The organism is Dyadobacter sp. CY343, assembly GCF_021390335.1.
Taxonomy (GTDB): domain Bacteria; phylum Bacteroidota; class Bacteroidia; order Cytophagales; family Spirosomataceae; genus Dyadobacter.
The window spans coordinates 235,796-251,709 of the sequence record NZ_JAJUXK010000006.1 but is presented as its reverse complement, the minus strand read 5'-3'; the positions used below and the strand labels follow the sequence as shown (position 1 = coordinate 251,709).

Annotated in this window: 14 protein-coding genes; 7 read left to right on the top strand and 7 right to left on the bottom strand. The window is 44.6% G+C overall.

What is annotated here, in order from left to right:
• Positions 1–16: 16 nt before the first annotated feature.
• Together LZG94_RS20945 and LZG94_RS20940 are read right to left on the bottom strand one after the other, a co-directional pair.
• Complete coding sequence (locus LZG94_RS20945; protein ID WP_233793721.1) at positions 17–442, bottom strand: N-acetyltransferase; 426 nt, start codon at positions 440–442, stop codon at positions 17–19.
• Positions 439–1,686 carry a bifunctional 3,4-dihydroxy-2-butanone-4-phosphate synthase/GTP cyclohydrolase II gene (locus LZG94_RS20940; RefSeq protein ID WP_215235031.1) on the bottom strand — a complete coding sequence of 416 codons (1,248 nt, stop codon included), beginning with the start codon at positions 1,684–1,686 and terminating at the stop codon, positions 439–441. Before LZG94_RS20940 ends, LZG94_RS20945 begins: the two co-directional genes overlap by 4 nt.
• Positions 1,687–1,866: 180 nt before the next feature.
• Here LZG94_RS20940 and LZG94_RS20935 point away from each other — a divergent pair, with 180 nt between their 5' ends.
• From LZG94_RS20935 to LZG94_RS20920, 4 genes are all read left to right on the top strand, one after another.
• Entirely contained in the window at positions 1,867–3,807 is a 1,941-nt protein-coding gene (locus tag LZG94_RS20935) for a gliding motility-associated C-terminal domain-containing protein (RefSeq protein WP_233793720.1), read from the top strand.
• Positions 3,808–3,974: 167 nt separating this feature from the next.
• Positions 3,975–5,903, top strand: coding sequence for a gliding motility-associated C-terminal domain-containing protein (locus LZG94_RS20930; protein ID WP_233793719.1), 1,929 nt, complete (start codon positions 3,975–3,977; stop codon positions 5,901–5,903).
• A 46-nt stretch (positions 5,904–5,949) separates the two neighbouring features.
• Positions 5,950–6,297 (top strand): YbaB/EbfC family nucleoid-associated protein, encoded by a 348-nt coding sequence (locus LZG94_RS20925; RefSeq protein ID WP_215235028.1) that lies wholly within the window; start codon positions 5,950–5,952, stop codon positions 6,295–6,297.
• Positions 6,298–6,306: 9 nt separating this feature from the next.
• Positions 6,307–7,347, top strand: coding sequence for a glycosyltransferase family 2 protein (locus LZG94_RS20920; RefSeq protein ID WP_233793718.1), 1,041 nt, complete (start codon positions 6,307–6,309; stop codon positions 7,345–7,347).
• Here the strand turns inward: LZG94_RS20920 and LZG94_RS20915 are convergent.
• Complete coding sequence (locus LZG94_RS20915; RefSeq protein WP_215235026.1) at positions 7,328–7,549, bottom strand: PspC domain-containing protein; 222 nt, start codon at positions 7,547–7,549, stop codon at positions 7,328–7,330. The genes LZG94_RS20920 and LZG94_RS20915 overlap by 20 nt on opposite strands.
• A gap of 347 nt (positions 7,550–7,896) precedes the next feature.
• On the opposite strand from LZG94_RS20915, the gene LZG94_RS20910 reads away from it, so the two are divergent.
• Positions 7,897–8,091, top strand: a complete 195-nt coding sequence (locus LZG94_RS20910; RefSeq protein ID WP_026629450.1) for a cold-shock protein — start codon at positions 7,897–7,899, stop codon at positions 8,089–8,091.
• 72 nt (positions 8,092–8,163) lie between these two features.
• Here LZG94_RS20910 and lysS read toward each other — a convergent pair whose 3' ends face one another.
• Positions 8,164–9,879 (bottom strand): lysine--tRNA ligase, encoded by a 1,716-nt coding sequence (gene lysS, locus LZG94_RS20905; RefSeq protein WP_233793717.1) that lies wholly within the window; start codon positions 9,877–9,879, stop codon positions 8,164–8,166.
• A 205-nt stretch (positions 9,880–10,084) separates the two neighbouring features.
• Here lysS and LZG94_RS20900 point away from each other — a divergent pair, with 205 nt between their 5' ends.
• Positions 10,085–12,577 carry an AsmA-like C-terminal region-containing protein gene (locus LZG94_RS20900; RefSeq protein WP_233793716.1) on the top strand — a complete coding sequence of 831 codons (2,493 nt, stop codon included), beginning with the start codon at positions 10,085–10,087 and terminating at the stop codon, positions 12,575–12,577.
• Here LZG94_RS20900 and LZG94_RS20895 read toward each other — a convergent pair whose 3' ends face one another.
• Both LZG94_RS20895 and LZG94_RS20890 read right to left on the bottom strand, forming a co-directional pair.
• Positions 12,578–13,288, bottom strand: a complete 711-nt coding sequence (locus LZG94_RS20895) for a response regulator transcription factor (RefSeq protein WP_215235023.1) — start codon at positions 13,286–13,288, stop codon at positions 12,578–12,580.
• Between the two features lie 87 nt (positions 13,289–13,375).
• The gene (locus tag LZG94_RS20890) at positions 13,376–14,203 is read right to left on the bottom strand and encodes a hypothetical protein (protein ID WP_233793715.1); all 828 of its coding nucleotides are present in this window, start codon (positions 14,201–14,203) and stop codon (positions 13,376–13,378) included.
• Between LZG94_RS20890 and LZG94_RS20885 the strand changes: the two genes are divergently transcribed.
• Entirely contained in the window at positions 14,202–15,425 is a 1,224-nt protein-coding gene (locus tag LZG94_RS20885; RefSeq protein WP_233793714.1) for an AI-2E family transporter, read from the top strand. The genes LZG94_RS20890 and LZG94_RS20885 overlap by 2 nt on opposite strands.
• A 3-nt stretch (positions 15,426–15,428) precedes the next feature.
• Here LZG94_RS20885 and LZG94_RS20880 read toward each other — a convergent pair whose 3' ends face one another.
• On the bottom strand, positions 15,429–15,911 hold the full coding sequence (locus tag LZG94_RS20880) for a gliding motility lipoprotein GldH (RefSeq protein WP_233793713.1): 483 nt from the start codon (positions 15,909–15,911) through the stop codon (positions 15,429–15,431).
• Positions 15,912–15,914 lie beyond the last annotated feature (3 nt).

The window sequence follows — 15,914 nt, the reverse complement described above, 5'->3', positions numbered from 1 at the left end:
TTTCTGAACTCAAAAATCAGACCTTGGCTACAAAATGAAGACTTGCAACTTGAAATCTTTTGTTTAAATAAAGTCGGTGTGCGTCTGTCCGGGCTTCGTTAACGCCCGAATCGAGGTGTATCTCGTCAAAATTTTCCTTTTTTGCTAAGTCAAAGATCCAGTCCAGCAAAACGCCGGCGTAACCTTTTCCGCGGTGCGCAGGTAAAGTTGAAAGATCATCGATATAAATGTATTTGCCTCTGAACAGGTTGTAACCGGTTTCAAAAACGGCCACAGCCGCAGCTTCTCCTTCACTTTCTACGAAGATCAATTGCCGGTTATCTTCCAAGGTCAATCTCACGGCCTCATTGTACAGCTCGTCGGTCAATGAAGGCCGCAGCGCCTGAATAGCACTGCGGCACATTAATATATCCTGTTCAGTTTCAGCAACTCTGACTATCATGCTTCGTCGACGGGCATTGTGAGGTTACTTAAATTATGCCCCATTTTATCTCTTTTGGTCAAAAGATATTTCTCGTTGTAGGGATTGGAAGGGATTTCCACCGCTACGGAATCTACAATTTCAAGACCGTAACCGATCAAACCAGCACGTTTTTTGGGATTATTAGTGATCAGGCGAATCTTCGAAACGTCCAGATCCCGCAATACCTGCGCGCCAACGCCGTAATCGCGATCGTCCATCGGAAAGCCGAGTTCAAGATTAGCTTCCACCGTGTCGCGGCCCATTTCCTGCAATTTATACGCCCGCAGCTTGTTCAGTAAACCAATGCCGCGGCCTTCCTGATTCATATAAACAATCACACCTTTTCCGGCTTTATCGACCATTTCCATCGCAGCTTGCAGTTGCGGACCGCAATCGCAGCGGCACGAGCCGAAAATGTCACCGGTTACACAGGAAGAATGCACGCGCACCAAAACCGGCTCGTCTTTTTCCCAGGTACCTTTTACCAGTGCTAAATGCAAATCTCCGGTATTGATCTGTCTGAATGCGATCAGGTCAAAATGGCCCCATTTAGTCGGCATATCCACACCTATCTCGCGCTTGATCAACGATTCTTCGCGGAGGCGATATTCAATCAAGTCTTTAATACTTACCAGTTTAAGATTAAACCGGTTTGCGATTTCCCTGAGTTGCGGCAACCGCGCCATGGAACCGTCTTCGTTCAATATCTCCACCAAAACACCAGCCGGCGATAAGCCCGCCATGCGCGGAAAGTCGATCGCAGCTTCGGTGTGACCCGTTCTGCGCAAAACGCCGCCTTTTTTTGCTTTCAACGGGAAAATATGCCCTGGCCTGCCCAGATCTTCGGGCTTGGTTTCGGGATTTACAAGCGCCTGGATCGTTTTTGAACGGTCACTGGCGGAAATTCCGGTGGTGCAACCATTACCTAACAGGTCGACTGAAACGGTGAATGCAGTTTCGTGCAAGGCAGTATTCGTGCCCACCATCATTTCAAGTTGAAGCTCTTCGCACCTTTCCTCTGTAATCGGAACGCAGATCAAACCGCGGCCTTCACGGGCCATGAAATTGACGATTTCGGGGGTTACGAGTTCAGCGGCGCATATAAAATCACCTTCGTTTTCGCGGTCTTCATCATCAACAACGATGATCAGTTCGCCCCTTTTTATAGCCGCAATGGCTTCTTCTATGGAATCCAATTGAATCGGATTATTATTGCTATTCATTAATCGCGTCGCTGAAAAATAGTTTTAAACCAAAACTCGTTTTTACCTTGCAAAGGTATATTGTTAATATCGAAAGTTCTATTTTTGAACTTATCCGAATGTTTAACAACGGATTTACCTTTACCGTTTCAATGTATTTAAATTGAAAATCGGCTTATTCCGGGACATTTATACTCACTTATGAATTTCAGGCAGTTGATCATACTAATTCTGGGCGTGGCTTTTCTGGCGCCTCTGTATGTAACTGGTCAAAGCTTTTGCGGGAATACCGGCGGGTTTTCTCTCACCCCGTCAACCGGTTGCGCGCCACTCTCGGTGACGGTTAAAAACCTGGTTCCCAAGTCTGAAAACGTTACTTATGCCTTCGATTTCGATCGCTCGCGCACAACTGTCCCGACACAATCGGAGACCACGCAGGATTCCAGCCACACTTACGCGCTTCCCGGTACTTACACGATTTTGCAGTTCGGCAGTGCGAATGGAACCGGTTTCAGTCAGTGTACGGATATTGTTGTAAAGGAAACCCGCGCGCCCAATGCGGAACTGATTGTGTGCCCGAGTGGAAAAGTGAGGTTAATGATGGTAAATGATAGTATTTCAAAAGCTTACGATGCCATTGTGATCAATTGGGGCGACGGATCTAATCAAAGTATTGACCCAAATAGCAATACCTCTTTTGTCGACCATACTTACTCTGCCGGTACCAAACCTGCTGTGACCATACGCGGAAGCTACCGAAATGCAGATTGTCAGCAGAAAATAGTGACTAAGACACTCACAGGTTCCGGCCCGCAATCGCTTGCAAGTATTGTGATTAAAAGCGTTGCATTGCAGGAAAACGGAGAAGCAAAAGTCCTCTACGAGGGAATTGAAGGTATTCCCAGCGAATTATTGATAGAGAACGGCGATGGAAATTTTGTGTCGACAGGGAAGTCGGGGCAAACGGGCGGTACGCAATCTGTTACCGTTCCGGGTCTTGATCCAAAACAGAAATATCGGTTCAAGTTATCTTCGAAAAATATCTGCGACAACCTGATCGAAAGCCCGGCAGTGGCGAGCATGAATGTAATGGAGGGCAGCTTATCGCTGGACGAGATCATTTCCGTTTCGTGGGCGCATTTGGCAAATACTGAAAATCTGATTCAATATCAGTTAAAACGGGACGGATCGGTCGTTTTTACATCGGCAGACGCGCTTTCCTACCTTGACACGGATGTGAAATGCGGCAATACCTATAAATATGAGATCGTCGCGATCATTGAAAACGATGTTCGTTCCTATTCCGCACCAATCAGTATTAAACCAAAAACTGCGCCGCCAGGTCTGGTCACGCAGGCCAGCGTGACAGTGCAAGCCGAAAATGTCATTAATACGCAGGTTCAGTTGTCGGGAGAAGGATTAACAAGCAGTTACGACCTGATCATCGAGCGTGCTTTGGCCGGAAGTTCGGACTATCAAAAGGTATCCCCGACAGATAATCAGAGCTTGCAGTTTGTTGACAATGCGGTTAGTACGAATGAGAATTCTTACTGTTATCGTTTTCAATATGAAAATGCGTGCAATCTGAGGTCGCCCGGATTTAGTCAGCCTATTTGCTCGATCCTTTTATCCAGCCGCACGCCGGAAATCGTCTGGACTTCTGATTCACCTTTTACGGAGCCAGTCGGGAGTTACGACCTGCATCAGCTTGATGATCAGGGAAATATCGAGCAGACAATCCCTAAACAATTGCAGATTGCTCATTCGCTGGATCTTGCGGCGCAGTCTTCCAATTCTTTTCAGATTGAAGCGAAGTCTGCCGACGGCGCGCTGGTAAGTTCTTCCAATGTGCTCAATTTCAGAAGCCAGCCTATTGTTTTAGTCCCAGATGCATTTACGCCAAACGGGGATACGCATAATGAGCGGTTTGAGGTGAAAGCATATTTTATTTCAGAATTTCAAATGTCGGTATTTGATCGCTGGGGTGAAGTGGTGTACCATTCGCAAAATCTCGCAGAAACTTGGGACGGGAAAGTGGCCAGCGGGAATGCTGCGGGCGGCTACTATATCTATCAGATCGAGGCGGTCGATACCTTTGGCCGCAAATTCTCCAAGAAAGGGAGTTTTTTATTGATTAGATAGGATTTTTCTAATCCATTTATTGTACGGATAATAGTTTCCAGACTCTTCCGTTAATTATTTGCGTAAATTGTGACGCTTACATTAGAATCTCCCCGACACGATTTCATTCCATACCACTCAGTGTTAATTGATTGTCTTTAATAGCCGAAGCTAAATATTACACACTTATGAGATTACTGTTACCTCTTCAATTTTTCGTATTCATTTTTCTTTGTCTCTTCAATACTTCCGTCAATGCGCAAGGTCTTTGTGACCGTGGCGGGGGTGGGTTTGATATCAATGTGACCGAGGGCTGCGCACCTTTGTCAGTTCGGGTAGTCAATACCGTGCCGAATGCAATTGCAATAGGGTACACTCAATTTTACGACGGAGCTTCGTTTACACCATCACTTCAGGACATTTCAAATTTTCGCTACGCTACTCCCGGTACCTTCACGCTTTTACAACAGGTTGCCATATCGACTGGGAGAGTTTACGAGTGTAAGAAAATTACTGTGTATGAAACGGCCGCGATTACGGCTCAATATACTTCTTGCGGCGGTGGTAAAGTCACAATAAGTCTTGTAAACAACGCTGTTCTGCCGAGGTATGACCAAGTTGAAATTCAGTGGGGGGACGGGCAGACCTTTATGTGGCAAAAGGGATCAGCTTTGACAATCGATCATACTTATACAAACACTTCTGCAAGTCCGGTAGTAAAATTTACCGGTCAATATGCCGCAGGGAAAGCGTGTTCACAAGGCAACACATTTTCACTACCCATTTCTTTTCAGCAGGCACAGCTTAATGAGATTGAAGTAAAAGCCTTGGAAATGCGAGGGGACGGTACGCTTCGGGTTAATTACCAAGGAGTTGTTGCCATCCCAACCGAGATCAAGTATAGCGCAAATGGGAACACTTACACGACTGCTGGAACAAGATCGTCTGGCGGGGTACAGCCGTTTGATATTCAAAATCTGAATGCAAAGCAAACCTATCAGGTTAAGCTTTCATCAGCCGATCTCTGCCAGGGAGCCCGCGACAGTAAAATCTATGCAAGCATGGCGCTTTCAGGGGAATCCAGCGAAGGCAAAAACATATTGAAATGGAATCAATATCCGATTGCCGAAGGTTTTACCGGATATGATCTGGTGAAAGACGGGACGATTCTGAAAAGCTTTACATCTATCGCTGATGTTACTTACACAGATGAAGAAGTAGAGTGCGGCAGCTACTCGGATTACCATATTGTTGCTAAAATAGGAGATGTTACTTCTACTTCGGCGCCGGTTGGAGTCAGGACAGAAATTTCAAATCCGAGACCTATTGAAAAAGCATCTGTTTCTGTGCTCGGAGATAATATAGTTACAATCAAGGCAAGTGTACCCGGTTCCGGCCCGAATAGCAGCTATGATATGACGATCGAAAGAGCAGAAGCGGGCACTTCGACTTTTAAAAAAATTATCACACTTTATAATGACAGCGAGTATTCCGACATAACCGTTAAAACCAACGAAATGTCGTATTGCTATCGGATGAGCTACCAGAATTCCTGCGGTCAAAAACTGCCTCCTTCACAGCCCGTGTGCACGATGCTGTTAAAAAAGGATTTTGTTTCACTCGGCTGGACACCAGAGTTGCCCGTTCTCGGAGGAATAACTGGATATGAAGTTGTGCAGCGCGGCACTAGCAGCGGCGAGACGATTATTCCGACTCAAATGAATACCCAATACACGATTCAGCTCAGTGCACAAAGCGACCTCGAATATAACTTCCAAATCCGCGCCACTTCGCCGGACGGAGATTTTGAGAGCCTTTCCAATATTATCAACTATCGCAGAAGTGCGGGAGTATTTGTTCCTGATGCTTTCAGCCCGAATGGAGACGGTTACAACGATGTGTTGGAAGCCAAGTCCACACAACTTCAAGCTTTTACATTTTCGGTAATGAACAGGTGGGGGCAGGTTGTTTTTCATTCGGAAGATATAAATACTGGCTGGGATGGTACCATTAAAGGTGAAAACGCCCCGGTCGGATCTTACGTTTACAAAATGACTTTCGTAGATGACATCAACCAAACAGTTGAAAAAAGTGGTACTTTTATGCTTTTAAGGTAGAAGTCTTTTAAGAAATTTTTAGACGCTGGCACTTAACAGTTTAGATATGTTTGGAAATATGGCAGACATGATGGGTATGATGGGGAAAATGAAAGATCTCCAAGCCCGCATGAAAGAAGCGCAGGATCAGCTGAGTACTATCACAGAAACTGCGGAATCGGGCGGTGGCCTGGTCAAAGCGACTGTAAACGGTCAAAAAGCACTTATCAGTCTGGATATTGATCAGGATCTTATTAAGCCGGATGATAAGGAAATGCTGCAAGATCTGATTGTAGCCGCTGTGAACAGGGCATTTGATAATATTGAACCTAAAATCAAAGCGCATTTACAAAAAGCGACAGAGGGTGTATTACCCAATATCCCAGGGCTGGATTTGAGCGGATTTATGAAATAATTGCTCTCAATGGCCTCTTCGGTTGCGATCGTAATCCTGAATTACAACGGAAAACACTATCTCGAAAAATTTCTTCCCAATATTCAACAGTATTCCGGAGGCTATGATATCTGGATAGCGGACAATGCTTCAACCGATCATTCGCTTGATTGGGTAGAAATGCATTTTCCGACCATTAAAACATTGTCAATCAATGAGAATAGGGGTTATGCCGGTGGTTACAATGAAGCGCTGAGGTATATTGAAGCGGATTATTATATTTTGCTTAATTCGGACATTGAGGTCACTCCGAACTGGATCGACCCCGTGATCGCTTTTATGAATTCCGATGAAAGCATCGCCGCGTGTCAGCCCAAAATCCGCGCTTACGATCTCCCCACCCACTTCGAATACGCCGGTGCAGCCGGCGGCTTTATGGATTATCTTGGATATCCATTTTGCAGGGGAAGGATTTTTGATACCCGTGACGAGGATCTTGGCCAGTTTGACGACGAAGGCGATGTATTCTGGGCAACAGGAGCCTGTATGTTCGTGCGCGCTTCCGCGTTTCACAAAGCCGGCGGATTTGACGAGACCTTTTTTGCGCACATGGAAGAAATCGATCTGTGCTGGCGGCTGCTGAATATGCAATACCGAATCACATATTGCGGGAAATCAACGGTTTATCACGTTGGTGGCGGCACATTGCACAAGTCAAACCCCCGTAAAACGTTCCTGAATTACCGTAACAACCTGATCATGCTGTTCAAAAACCTCCCAAAGGGAAGGCGCTGGAAAACGGTATTGATCCGCCTGGTACTCGACGGCCTGTCGAGTGTAAGGTTTATGGCAACTGGCGCGTGGCCCGACGTATTCGCGATTCTGCGCGCGCATCTGGCGTTTTACAGAATGATACCGTCGCTCATGAAGCGTACTCCCCGGAATAATTACCGGGCGCCATTGTACTATAAGAGTATTGTGTGGGAATATTTCGTCCGTGGCAAGCACCGGTTTGACCAGCTTTCGGGCGTGAATCCCAAAGAAGTAACGGTTAAAACTCCCAGATCGTAGGGCTATTGTGCTTTCTCCAATGCTGGCGGATCTCCATCCAGAATGCAAGCACCAGATATAGAATAATCGGCGAGCCGAAGGTCATGAATGTGGCGTAAATAAAATACTTCCTGATACTGCTGGCAGGAAAGTTGAGCCGTTCCCCGAGTTTCGCACAAACCCCAAATATCTGATCTTCAACGTAGTAGCGAAGCTTGTTCATGCCTTTTTTAGATTATTAGATCATAGTTAACAATTTTGAAGGGCATTAACAACCAAACAGATTGTTTTTTATCGAATGAGCCGGTGAAGCAAAATACCGCTAACTCGTAAATTTGCAAATTCTTTAAGCAAATAAATTGTTTTACAAACAATTTTTGTTTCTTTGTGATTAAAGATTTTGTAAGTTGTTCATTATAATCAAGATGTCTTAACAAGAATTGCCAAAATTTCTTTTGCTAATGGGTTGAGCCTCCCTCAATTATTTGGTAAAGCCACTTCTAGTTTCTATTGAAACGCTTACAATTCTCTTGTGTTTTCACCTTATTTTAATTTTTTTATTTCAACATTATGCCAACAGGTACTGTAAAATTTTTCAATGAAGCTAAGGGATACGGCTTCATCGTTGAAGACGACACAAACAGAGACATTTTTGTCCATGTGACAGGATTGGGAGGACTTACAATCCGTGAAAATGACCAAGTAGAATACGAAGTCGTTGAAGGAAAAAAAGGACTAAACGCTGTACAGGTAAAAAAGATATAACTGTATTTTTTTTGCATGAAACCAAAAATGCCGTTCGAGAGAGCGGCATTTCTAGTTTCTAACCTGTTCACTTTATTCAACCCAGGACTTTACGTCGTCGAGCTGCGGCATTTTTTCGTCTATTTTCAGCTTCTTCCGCATTCCGCCCAGATCATTGAAGATCTTGTTTGCATTGGCGCCTTTCAACTGCTCGATCGTGAGGATATTCATTTTCTGCAAAGCAGGAATCCACACAGCCGGCACGCCAGCATCGACATAGTCTGACTCTTTCGCAACCTCAGCCTTTTTCTCCGGGCGCATTTGAGGGAAGAATATCACTTCCTGAATGCTCGAATTGTTGGTCAGCAGCATTGTGAGCCGGTCAATTCCAATACCGATACCCGAACTTGGCGGCATTCCATATTCCAGCGAGCGCAGGAAATCTTCATCCATTTCCATCGCCTCGTCATCGCCGCGTTCTTTCAGTTTAAGCTGATCTTCAAACCTTTCGCGCTGTTCGAGCGGGTCATTTAGCTCCGAGTAGGCATTTGCGATTTCTCTTCCGTTGATAAAAAGTTCGAAACGTTCAACCATTCCCGCCTTGGTGCGGTGTTTTTTGGTAAGCGGCGACATTTCGACGGGGTGATCTGTAATGAAAGTAGGCTGAATAATATGCTCCTCCACTTTTTCACCAAAAATCTCATCGATCAGCTTGCCTTTGCCCATACTTTCACTCACTTCCATTCCCCACTGCCGGCATTGTTCGCGTATCGCGTTTTCGTCAAGTTCGTCCACATTCAGTCCTGTATATTGCAGGATCGCGTCGGTAATGCTCAATCTTGGGTAAGGTCCGGCAAAATCCAGCTCTACTTCTCCGAATGTAGCTTTGGTAGTTCCATTGACAGCGAGCGCTACTTTTTCCAGCAGCTCCTCGGTCATTTTCATCATCCAGATGTAATCCTTGTAGGCAACGTACAGCTCGACAGTAGTGAATTCCGGGTTGTGGGTCCGGTCCATACCTTCGTTTCTGAATAGCTTTCCGAATTCATAAACACCTTCGAAACCGCCTACGATCAGTCTTTTTAAATGCAGTTCAGTCGCAATGCGCAGGTACAGGCCCAGATCCAATGCATTGTGGTGCGTTGTAAATGGGCGCGCCGCTGCACCTCCGTGGATCGACTGCAATACGGGCGTTTCCACTTCGAGCCAGTTATTGGAATCAAAATGAGCGCGCATGGTCGTAATAATCCGGGCGCGTTTGATAAAAATATCGCGGATGTCCGGATTCACGATCAGGTCTACGTAGCGTTGGCGGTACCTCAGCTCGGGATCTGTAAATCCATCATACACATTTCCATCTTCGTCGCGCTTCACCACAGGCAGCGGGCGGAGCGATTTGTTCAAAATCTTAAACTCCTGAACATGAATGGATATTTCGCCGGTTTGTGTGGTGAAAACAAAGCCGACAATACCGATAATGTCGCCGATATCCAGCAACTTTTTAAATACAGTATTATAAAGCGTTTTGTCCTCTCCCGGGCAAAGATCATCTCTGCGAAAATACAATTGAATGCGCCCTGAGCTATCCTGGAATTCAGCAAATGCGGCACTTCCCATAATCCGGAAGCCCATCAGCCTGCCTGCCATCGACACACGTTTGTAATCGATCTTATTATTCTCGTAATTTTTGAGAATGTCCGATACATAAGTATCAACCACGAATTCCTCAACCGGGTAGGGCTCAATGCCCATCTTAATTAAATCCTCCCGCTTTTGGCGGCGCAATATTTCCTGTTCGCTCAGTAGCATTTTGCAGCAATATGATTTATGTGTATTCTGATCTCCTAAGAGTCCGCAAAACTACGATTTTTTGCCTTGAATAGCGAAGATGAACCTTTAAGTAACCAGACTTGGTTGATGCATAGAAGCTGGCACACTATTAATAAACGTATATGGTAGCAGGGTCGGCTCAATCCATGCCTGCTGTCAAGTATTGCGTTAAACCCCTCGGTTCATGTTTGCAAGAGTTCTAAAAATCTTCGGGATCGTTGCCCTTTGCGCTATTTTTATTTTCGCTGCTGTCGAAATCTGGGTGTATCGTAACCGAGAAAAAATATTCCGGAGTGTACAGGAAATAGTGAATGAAAACCTGAATGGAAATCTCGAAATAGGAGATTTCAAATTCCGGCCTTTTTACGGCGGACTGGGGCTGAACTTTACATTGTCGAAAGTACGGCTGACCGATAGTCTCTATCAAAAGCATAATAAACCCTTTCTGGAAGCTGAGCTGCTGCATGTTGCCCTTGATCTGAAAGGATTTTATAAAGGAAATATCCGGGTAAAAAACCTAGTGTTGCAGGATGGTTCGCTGAATATGTTCACGATGCGCGACGGTTATTCCAACCTCACTATTTTTCAATCCGGAAATAAAAAGAAGAAGGATAAAAAGGAAGGGAACGGGGATATTCTGGATAAACTTGGAAACCTGAGATTTATCAATTTCAGTGTCGCTTTTGCTGATTCGGTCAAAAAGAAATACTACGGCGCGCTTTTCCATGATGCTACCAATATCATCACGCTGACAGATACAACTACTAATGCCAGCTTTGCGGGTTCTGTTTTGTTTAAAGGGCTTACATTCAAACCCGAAAAGGGTGGATTTCTGGTCAATCAGGAGACTAATATCGCGTTGGCACTCGCATACGATTCCGATGAAAAGAAATTAAATATCCACCCCTCGATCCTTGAAAGTGCTACCCGCGATAAGATAGGGATCACGGGAGATTTTGATTTTTCAGATACGATCAGAAATTTCAGTATGAATTTTACGGCTAATAAAATTGCAGTAAAAGATGCTGTGCCGCTGTTAACCAAGCGGTTGAGAAACCAAATTGATTCGCTTGGAATTCAGGCGAAGGTGGACACGAAGGTGAAGGTAATAGGCCAGCTGGCGTCACAGAATAAGGCGAGGGTAGATGTTGAATTTGAAACAGATACATTCAATTACGAGTTGCCGGTGGGTGTGCTGCGAAACCTGAAAGCTGCCGGAAAGTTTACTAATCAGGCGGATACTACGCGCGTTCCTGAAATTTGGAACTCGACCCTCATTGCTCCCAAGGTTACGGGGCTTTTTGAAAAAATCCCTTTCACATTCAAATTTTCGGTTAAAAATTTCGAGAACCCAAGAGCAGTTTTGGATGGTAGAGTCGATGCAGATTCCACTAACCTCGGCGCATTACTCGACGAGACGCGCTATAAGTTCAAATCCGGCACAGCGAAGATCGACTTCCATTTTAACGGAAGCCTGAAAAATTTCTATAATTCGGCAAAGGACAGGTTTGACGGGAAGATAATTGGAAAAGCTTCTCTCAACAATATCGCGATGGACTATGTACCCAGAAAGGTGAAGCTGTCCAGGATCAATGGAGATTTTACATTTAATGAAAAAGCGGTGGTTTTTAAGGATCTGCATTTTCATGATGGGCACAATATGCTCTATCTGCGCGGCCAGCTGCTGGATCTGATCCCTTATCTGTTCGGTTCTCCGAAGCCACTGCGCGCCAATGTGGATATTAACATTCCCAAGTGGAAGGTGACCTGGCTGGAAAGCCTTTTTGCCGCCAGGACGAATGTGAGTACGAAAAAAAGACAGAAACTCAAACTTGCTGATTTGCTCGACAATGCGATCGACAAAATGGAGGTAGTCGCTAAATTAGATGCAAAGGAACTGCAATACCGGCTTTTTACGGCGCGCGATGTGAAGGGTCAGTTTACTATTAAAGAAAACGCGGTTTCGATCGAATACTTTGTCATGAAGGCATTTGGACGTGGAAATTTCCGGGTGTCAGGCGTGATGGATAATTCAGGAAAAGGGCAGCCTCGGCTGGCAGTGAGCGGCAGGGTTTCAAATGCGGATGTGCATTCGGTATTTAGTTCGTTCGATAATTTCGGGCAAAAAACGATTACAAGCGACAATCTTAAAGGTATCCTCAATACTGATTTCAAATTTGAAGCCAATTTGAATAACAATGTGAGACTGATTCCTTCGTCAATGAAAGGCGATCTGCATTTTGACCTTACCAATGGTTATATCATTGATTTTGAGCCTTTCATGAAAATGAAAAAGCTGATTTTCAAAAAGCGGAATTTCGAGCGCGTCAAGTTTGCGCCTATTCGAAATGATATTAGGCTGCGAGGTCAGGAGATAGAAATTGCTCCTATGGAGATCGAATCCAATGTACTCACGTTGTACCTCGACGGTATTTACAGCTTCGGGAATAAAACGGATATTAATATTCAAATCCCGCTCAGTAATCTGAAAAAGCGGGATTCTACCTACGTTCTTGACCCTAATAATGAAGAGAAAAAAGGCGGCTCCAAGATTTTTCTAAGGGCTATTGATGAAAATGGAGAAGTGAATATCAAGCTGGCTTTTCGTCGGAAACGTGACAAAAACAAGCAAAAAGACGAGGAGCCCGAAATTGACCCCGCTACTATTGAAAAATGATCAGGCGGGCTCGTTACTGAACATGTAACCAACTCCTTTGAGCGTTTTAATATAGTTATCGCCCAGTTTTTCGCGCAGCTTTCTGATATGTACGTCCACTGTTCTTTCCAGGACATAAATATCCGCGCCCCAGATCTTTTGCAATAATTCGTCCCGGCTGAATACTTTATTAGGCGTCTGTGCCAGGAAGAATAGCAGTTCAAATTCCTTTTTAGGAAGTACCGTCGCTTTTTCGCCAGCCTGCGTAACCGTGTAATTTTTGCGGTTAATGGACAAGTCCAGGATTTCGATCGTATCTCCGGATTCAGCTTTTTGAGCTTCCCGGCGGAACAATGCATTAATGCGGCTCATCAAAGCTCTTGGCTTGATCGGCTTGGTAATATAATCGTCCGCGCCCACGTCAAATGCAGCTACCTCAGAATACTCTTCCGAGCGTGCAGTCAGAAACAGGATATAAGTATTTTTAATATCAGGATTTTGGCGCAGGATCCGGCCGGTTTCAATACCGTCGAGCTGCGGCATCATAATATCAAGAAGGATCAGATCGGGTAAAAATGTCTTGGCTGTCTCGATAGCTTTCCTGCCATTTGAGGCTGTTTGAACAGAGTAGCCTTCCTTAGTTAAATTATATTCGAGGAGTTCAACGATATCTGAATCATCATCCACTACTAGTACTTTCGGTGCTGAAACAGCGGATTTCGTGGTGCTCATTGTTTTTATGATTAAAACGCGGTTCGAAATTAGAATATGTGATGTTCAGATTACATGCATCCCGCCAATATTAACACAAACTTAATATCAACGATAAGTAATACGGTACATATCCCCCTGCTCATTTGTAACCAGCATATCGGTATTGTTCAAAAAAAGGATCGCTTCGTTCTGCTTTTTTACCAAACGAAAACAACCCAGCGGCTTCTTAAAATTAATACCCTCACCGGAGACTTCAAACAAGAGCACTTTACCGTAAGTCAACAATGCAAATCGTTTACCGTCGGGGCTGATATCCGCCGAAGTAACCTGGCTGTCAATCGGAATGCTGTCTGACGCATTTACCGTATAGTCGCCGGCTTTGTCAGAAAGCTGATACATTTTCCCAATCTCACCTTTCTCCCAGTTTTTGGAAAAAAGATATAGGTTGTCTTTATAATGAAAAAATGCTTCTGAGTCAAAAATGCGGCTCTTATTCCGTTGCTGCTCTGCATATTTAAATTTGATCACCTGGGTAGTGGAGTCAAGCGTACTGAACTTGTAGATCTCCAAAGTGGAGCGGGTATTTGAATTGTTTCCGAAATCACCAATATAGATATTCCCGACCTTATCTTCTGCCAGATCTTCCCAGTCGACGTTTTTTGCCTGCGGTATGGTTTTTATTGAAACAAGTTTGCCATTAAGATCAAATCCGTAAAGCGCTGCCTTTCCGCCGCTATCGTTATGTGACCAGAAAATGTGCTCGTTACTGGACCTGGCCAAGCCTGAACTTTCAGATATCAGGCTGGGAAGCTTGCCTATTTTGCTAATTTTGTATTGAGATCGTACTTTCTCGAAATTGTTGACTTTGTGATCCGACTGGCAAGTACAAAACAGTGTCTTGACAGCAAACCATACATACATTAATTTATTCATGAGTTCAACATTACGCCCTCTTCCTGACAAAGATAGAGAAACCCCGATTTACATAAAGTTAGCAAGTACACTCGTTGCGCTCATCGCGACGGTATACATTCTTTTTGTGCTTCGCGAAACAATCATTCCGCTTGCATTCTCCATTCTTCTCGCCATTCTGCTCTATCCCGTTTGTGCATGGCTGGAAAGGCGCAGGGTACCACGAATAGGCGCAATTCTGATTAGTATCCTGATCCTGTTTGTCGTCATCGTGATCCTGCTATACGTCGTTTCGATCCAGATCGGAAGCTTCGCCGAGGAGCTGCCGCGCATTACCGAAAAAGCGGAGATTATCATGGACCAGACGCTGGCAATGGGGGAGAGGTACCTCAATATCAGCCGTACCCAGCAGGTAAGTGAAGGAAAGAAATATCTGGTGAATGCTTTGACCGAAGGCCGCGCATTCTTGTTAAACACGCTTGTAACGACAACCGGCGCTATTTCCACATTCGTTTTAATCCCGCTGTACATTTTCTTTTTCATGCTCTACCGCGACTTTTTCAGGATGTTCGTACATAAAGCAGTGAAGAATGTTCCTAATGAGGATCTGAATCTTTTATTGAGAAAAATCTATGAAGTGATCCAAAGTTACCTGTCCGGTCTGTTTCTGGTAATATTAATAGTTGGGGTTTTAAATAGCATTGGCTTGCTGCTACTCGGGATTCCTCACGCTATTTTCTTTGGCTTTCTGGCTGGTTTCCTTATTTTAATACCTTATATCGGAATTCTGATTGGCTCGGTACTGCCTGCATTACTGAGTATTGTCACGATGGATTCTCCTTGGTATGCAGTCGGCGTTATCGGTATTATGAGCTTTGTGCAGTTTCTGGAAGGCAATTTTATTACACCTAATATAGTCGGGTCGAAAGTAAGTGTGAATCCGCTGGCTGCTATTGTCGCCTTATTCCTGGGCGGGCAGCTATGGGGACTTTCCGGATTAATCTTAGCCTTGCCGGTAACAGCGATTCTGAAAGTAATCATGGACACGATTCCAAGCCTGGAACCTTACGGTTTTCTGCTCGGCGAGCCGGTACACGAGGTGTCAGAGGAAAGAGAAGAAATTCAGCGGCAGCAACCGGTTCAGGAGTTTAAGAAAAAGCCTTACCGGCGGTACCGTAACAAGCCAAGAAAGAAACCGGAAAGCACTTCTCCAATTCATCCCGGCAATGCGCCCGCGGTTTAGTAATTACTCTTTGGCTTTGACTTTCTCAACACTAATACCTACACTCATTACAAAAGGCAGCGGATTTTGCCGCATCGATTGTGATAGGGTGATCGTGTAAATGCCAGCTTTCGAAAAGCGGTAATTTTTCAGGAAAGGTATTTTATGGTCAAAAAGATCACCTAGTCCGTGGCCATAAGGCTTGCCCGTAACTTCATTCGACAAATACACTTCTTCCAGCGTATTAGAAATCAGTTTTTGACCAGGGCCGGTGAAATTCCGGGTGAGATATAAATTGTAATAGGGGTATTGAAGTGTGTTTCTCAGCAAATAATACAGATTATAGACCTGCGTGGTGTCCGTTATCTCTACTTTAAATGAAGGTTTGTTCTTGATATACCAAAGTCCGTCATCAATATCTTCATGTGCTTTATAAACAATACTATCATCACAGGAAACCAGAGACAGGCAAAGCAATAAAACGGCAAAAATTCCGGAAAACTTCATTTG

Excerpts from the sequence above, each read along its gene's own strand:
- LZG94_RS20925 (WP_215235028.1), top strand. The coding sequence starts at position 5,950 with ATGTTTGGAAATATGGCAGACATGATGGGTATGATGGGGAAAATGAAA.
- LZG94_RS20920 (WP_233793718.1), top strand. The coding sequence starts at position 6,307 with ATGGCCTCTTCGGTTGCGATCGTAATCCTGAATTACAACGGAAAACAC.
- LZG94_RS20910 (WP_026629450.1), top strand. The coding sequence starts at position 7,897 with ATGCCAACAGGTACTGTAAAATTTTTCAATGAAGCTAAGGGATACGGC.
- LZG94_RS20880 (WP_233793713.1), bottom strand. The coding sequence starts at position 15,911 with ATGAAGTTTTCCGGAATTTTTGCCGTTTTATTGCTTTGCCTGTCTCTG.
- LZG94_RS20900 (WP_233793716.1), top strand. The coding sequence starts at position 10,085 with ATGTTTGCAAGAGTTCTAAAAATCTTCGGGATCGTTGCCCTTTGCGCT.
- lysS (WP_233793717.1), bottom strand. The coding sequence starts at position 9,879 with ATGCTACTGAGCGAACAGGAAATATTGCGCCGCCAAAAGCGGGAGGAT.
- LZG94_RS20945 (WP_233793721.1), bottom strand. The coding sequence starts at position 442 with ATGATAGTCAGAGTTGCTGAAACTGAACAGGATATATTAATGTGCCGC.
- LZG94_RS20890 (WP_233793715.1), bottom strand. The coding sequence starts at position 14,203 with ATGAATAAATTAATGTATGTATGGTTTGCTGTCAAGACACTGTTTTGT.
- LZG94_RS20885 (WP_233793714.1), top strand. The coding sequence starts at position 14,202 with ATGAGTTCAACATTACGCCCTCTTCCTGACAAAGATAGAGAAACCCCG.
- LZG94_RS20935 (WP_233793720.1), top strand. The coding sequence starts at position 1,867 with ATGAATTTCAGGCAGTTGATCATACTAATTCTGGGCGTGGCTTTTCTG.
- LZG94_RS20915 (WP_215235026.1), bottom strand. The coding sequence starts at position 7,549 with ATGAACAAGCTTCGCTACTACGTTGAAGATCAGATATTTGGGGTTTGT.
- LZG94_RS20940 (WP_215235031.1), bottom strand. The coding sequence starts at position 1,686 with ATGAATAGCAATAATAATCCGATTCAATTGGATTCCATAGAAGAAGCC.
- LZG94_RS20895 (WP_215235023.1), bottom strand. The coding sequence starts at position 13,288 with ATGAGCACCACGAAATCCGCTGTTTCAGCACCGAAAGTACTAGTAGTG.
- LZG94_RS20930 (WP_233793719.1), top strand. The coding sequence starts at position 3,975 with ATGAGATTACTGTTACCTCTTCAATTTTTCGTATTCATTTTTCTTTGT.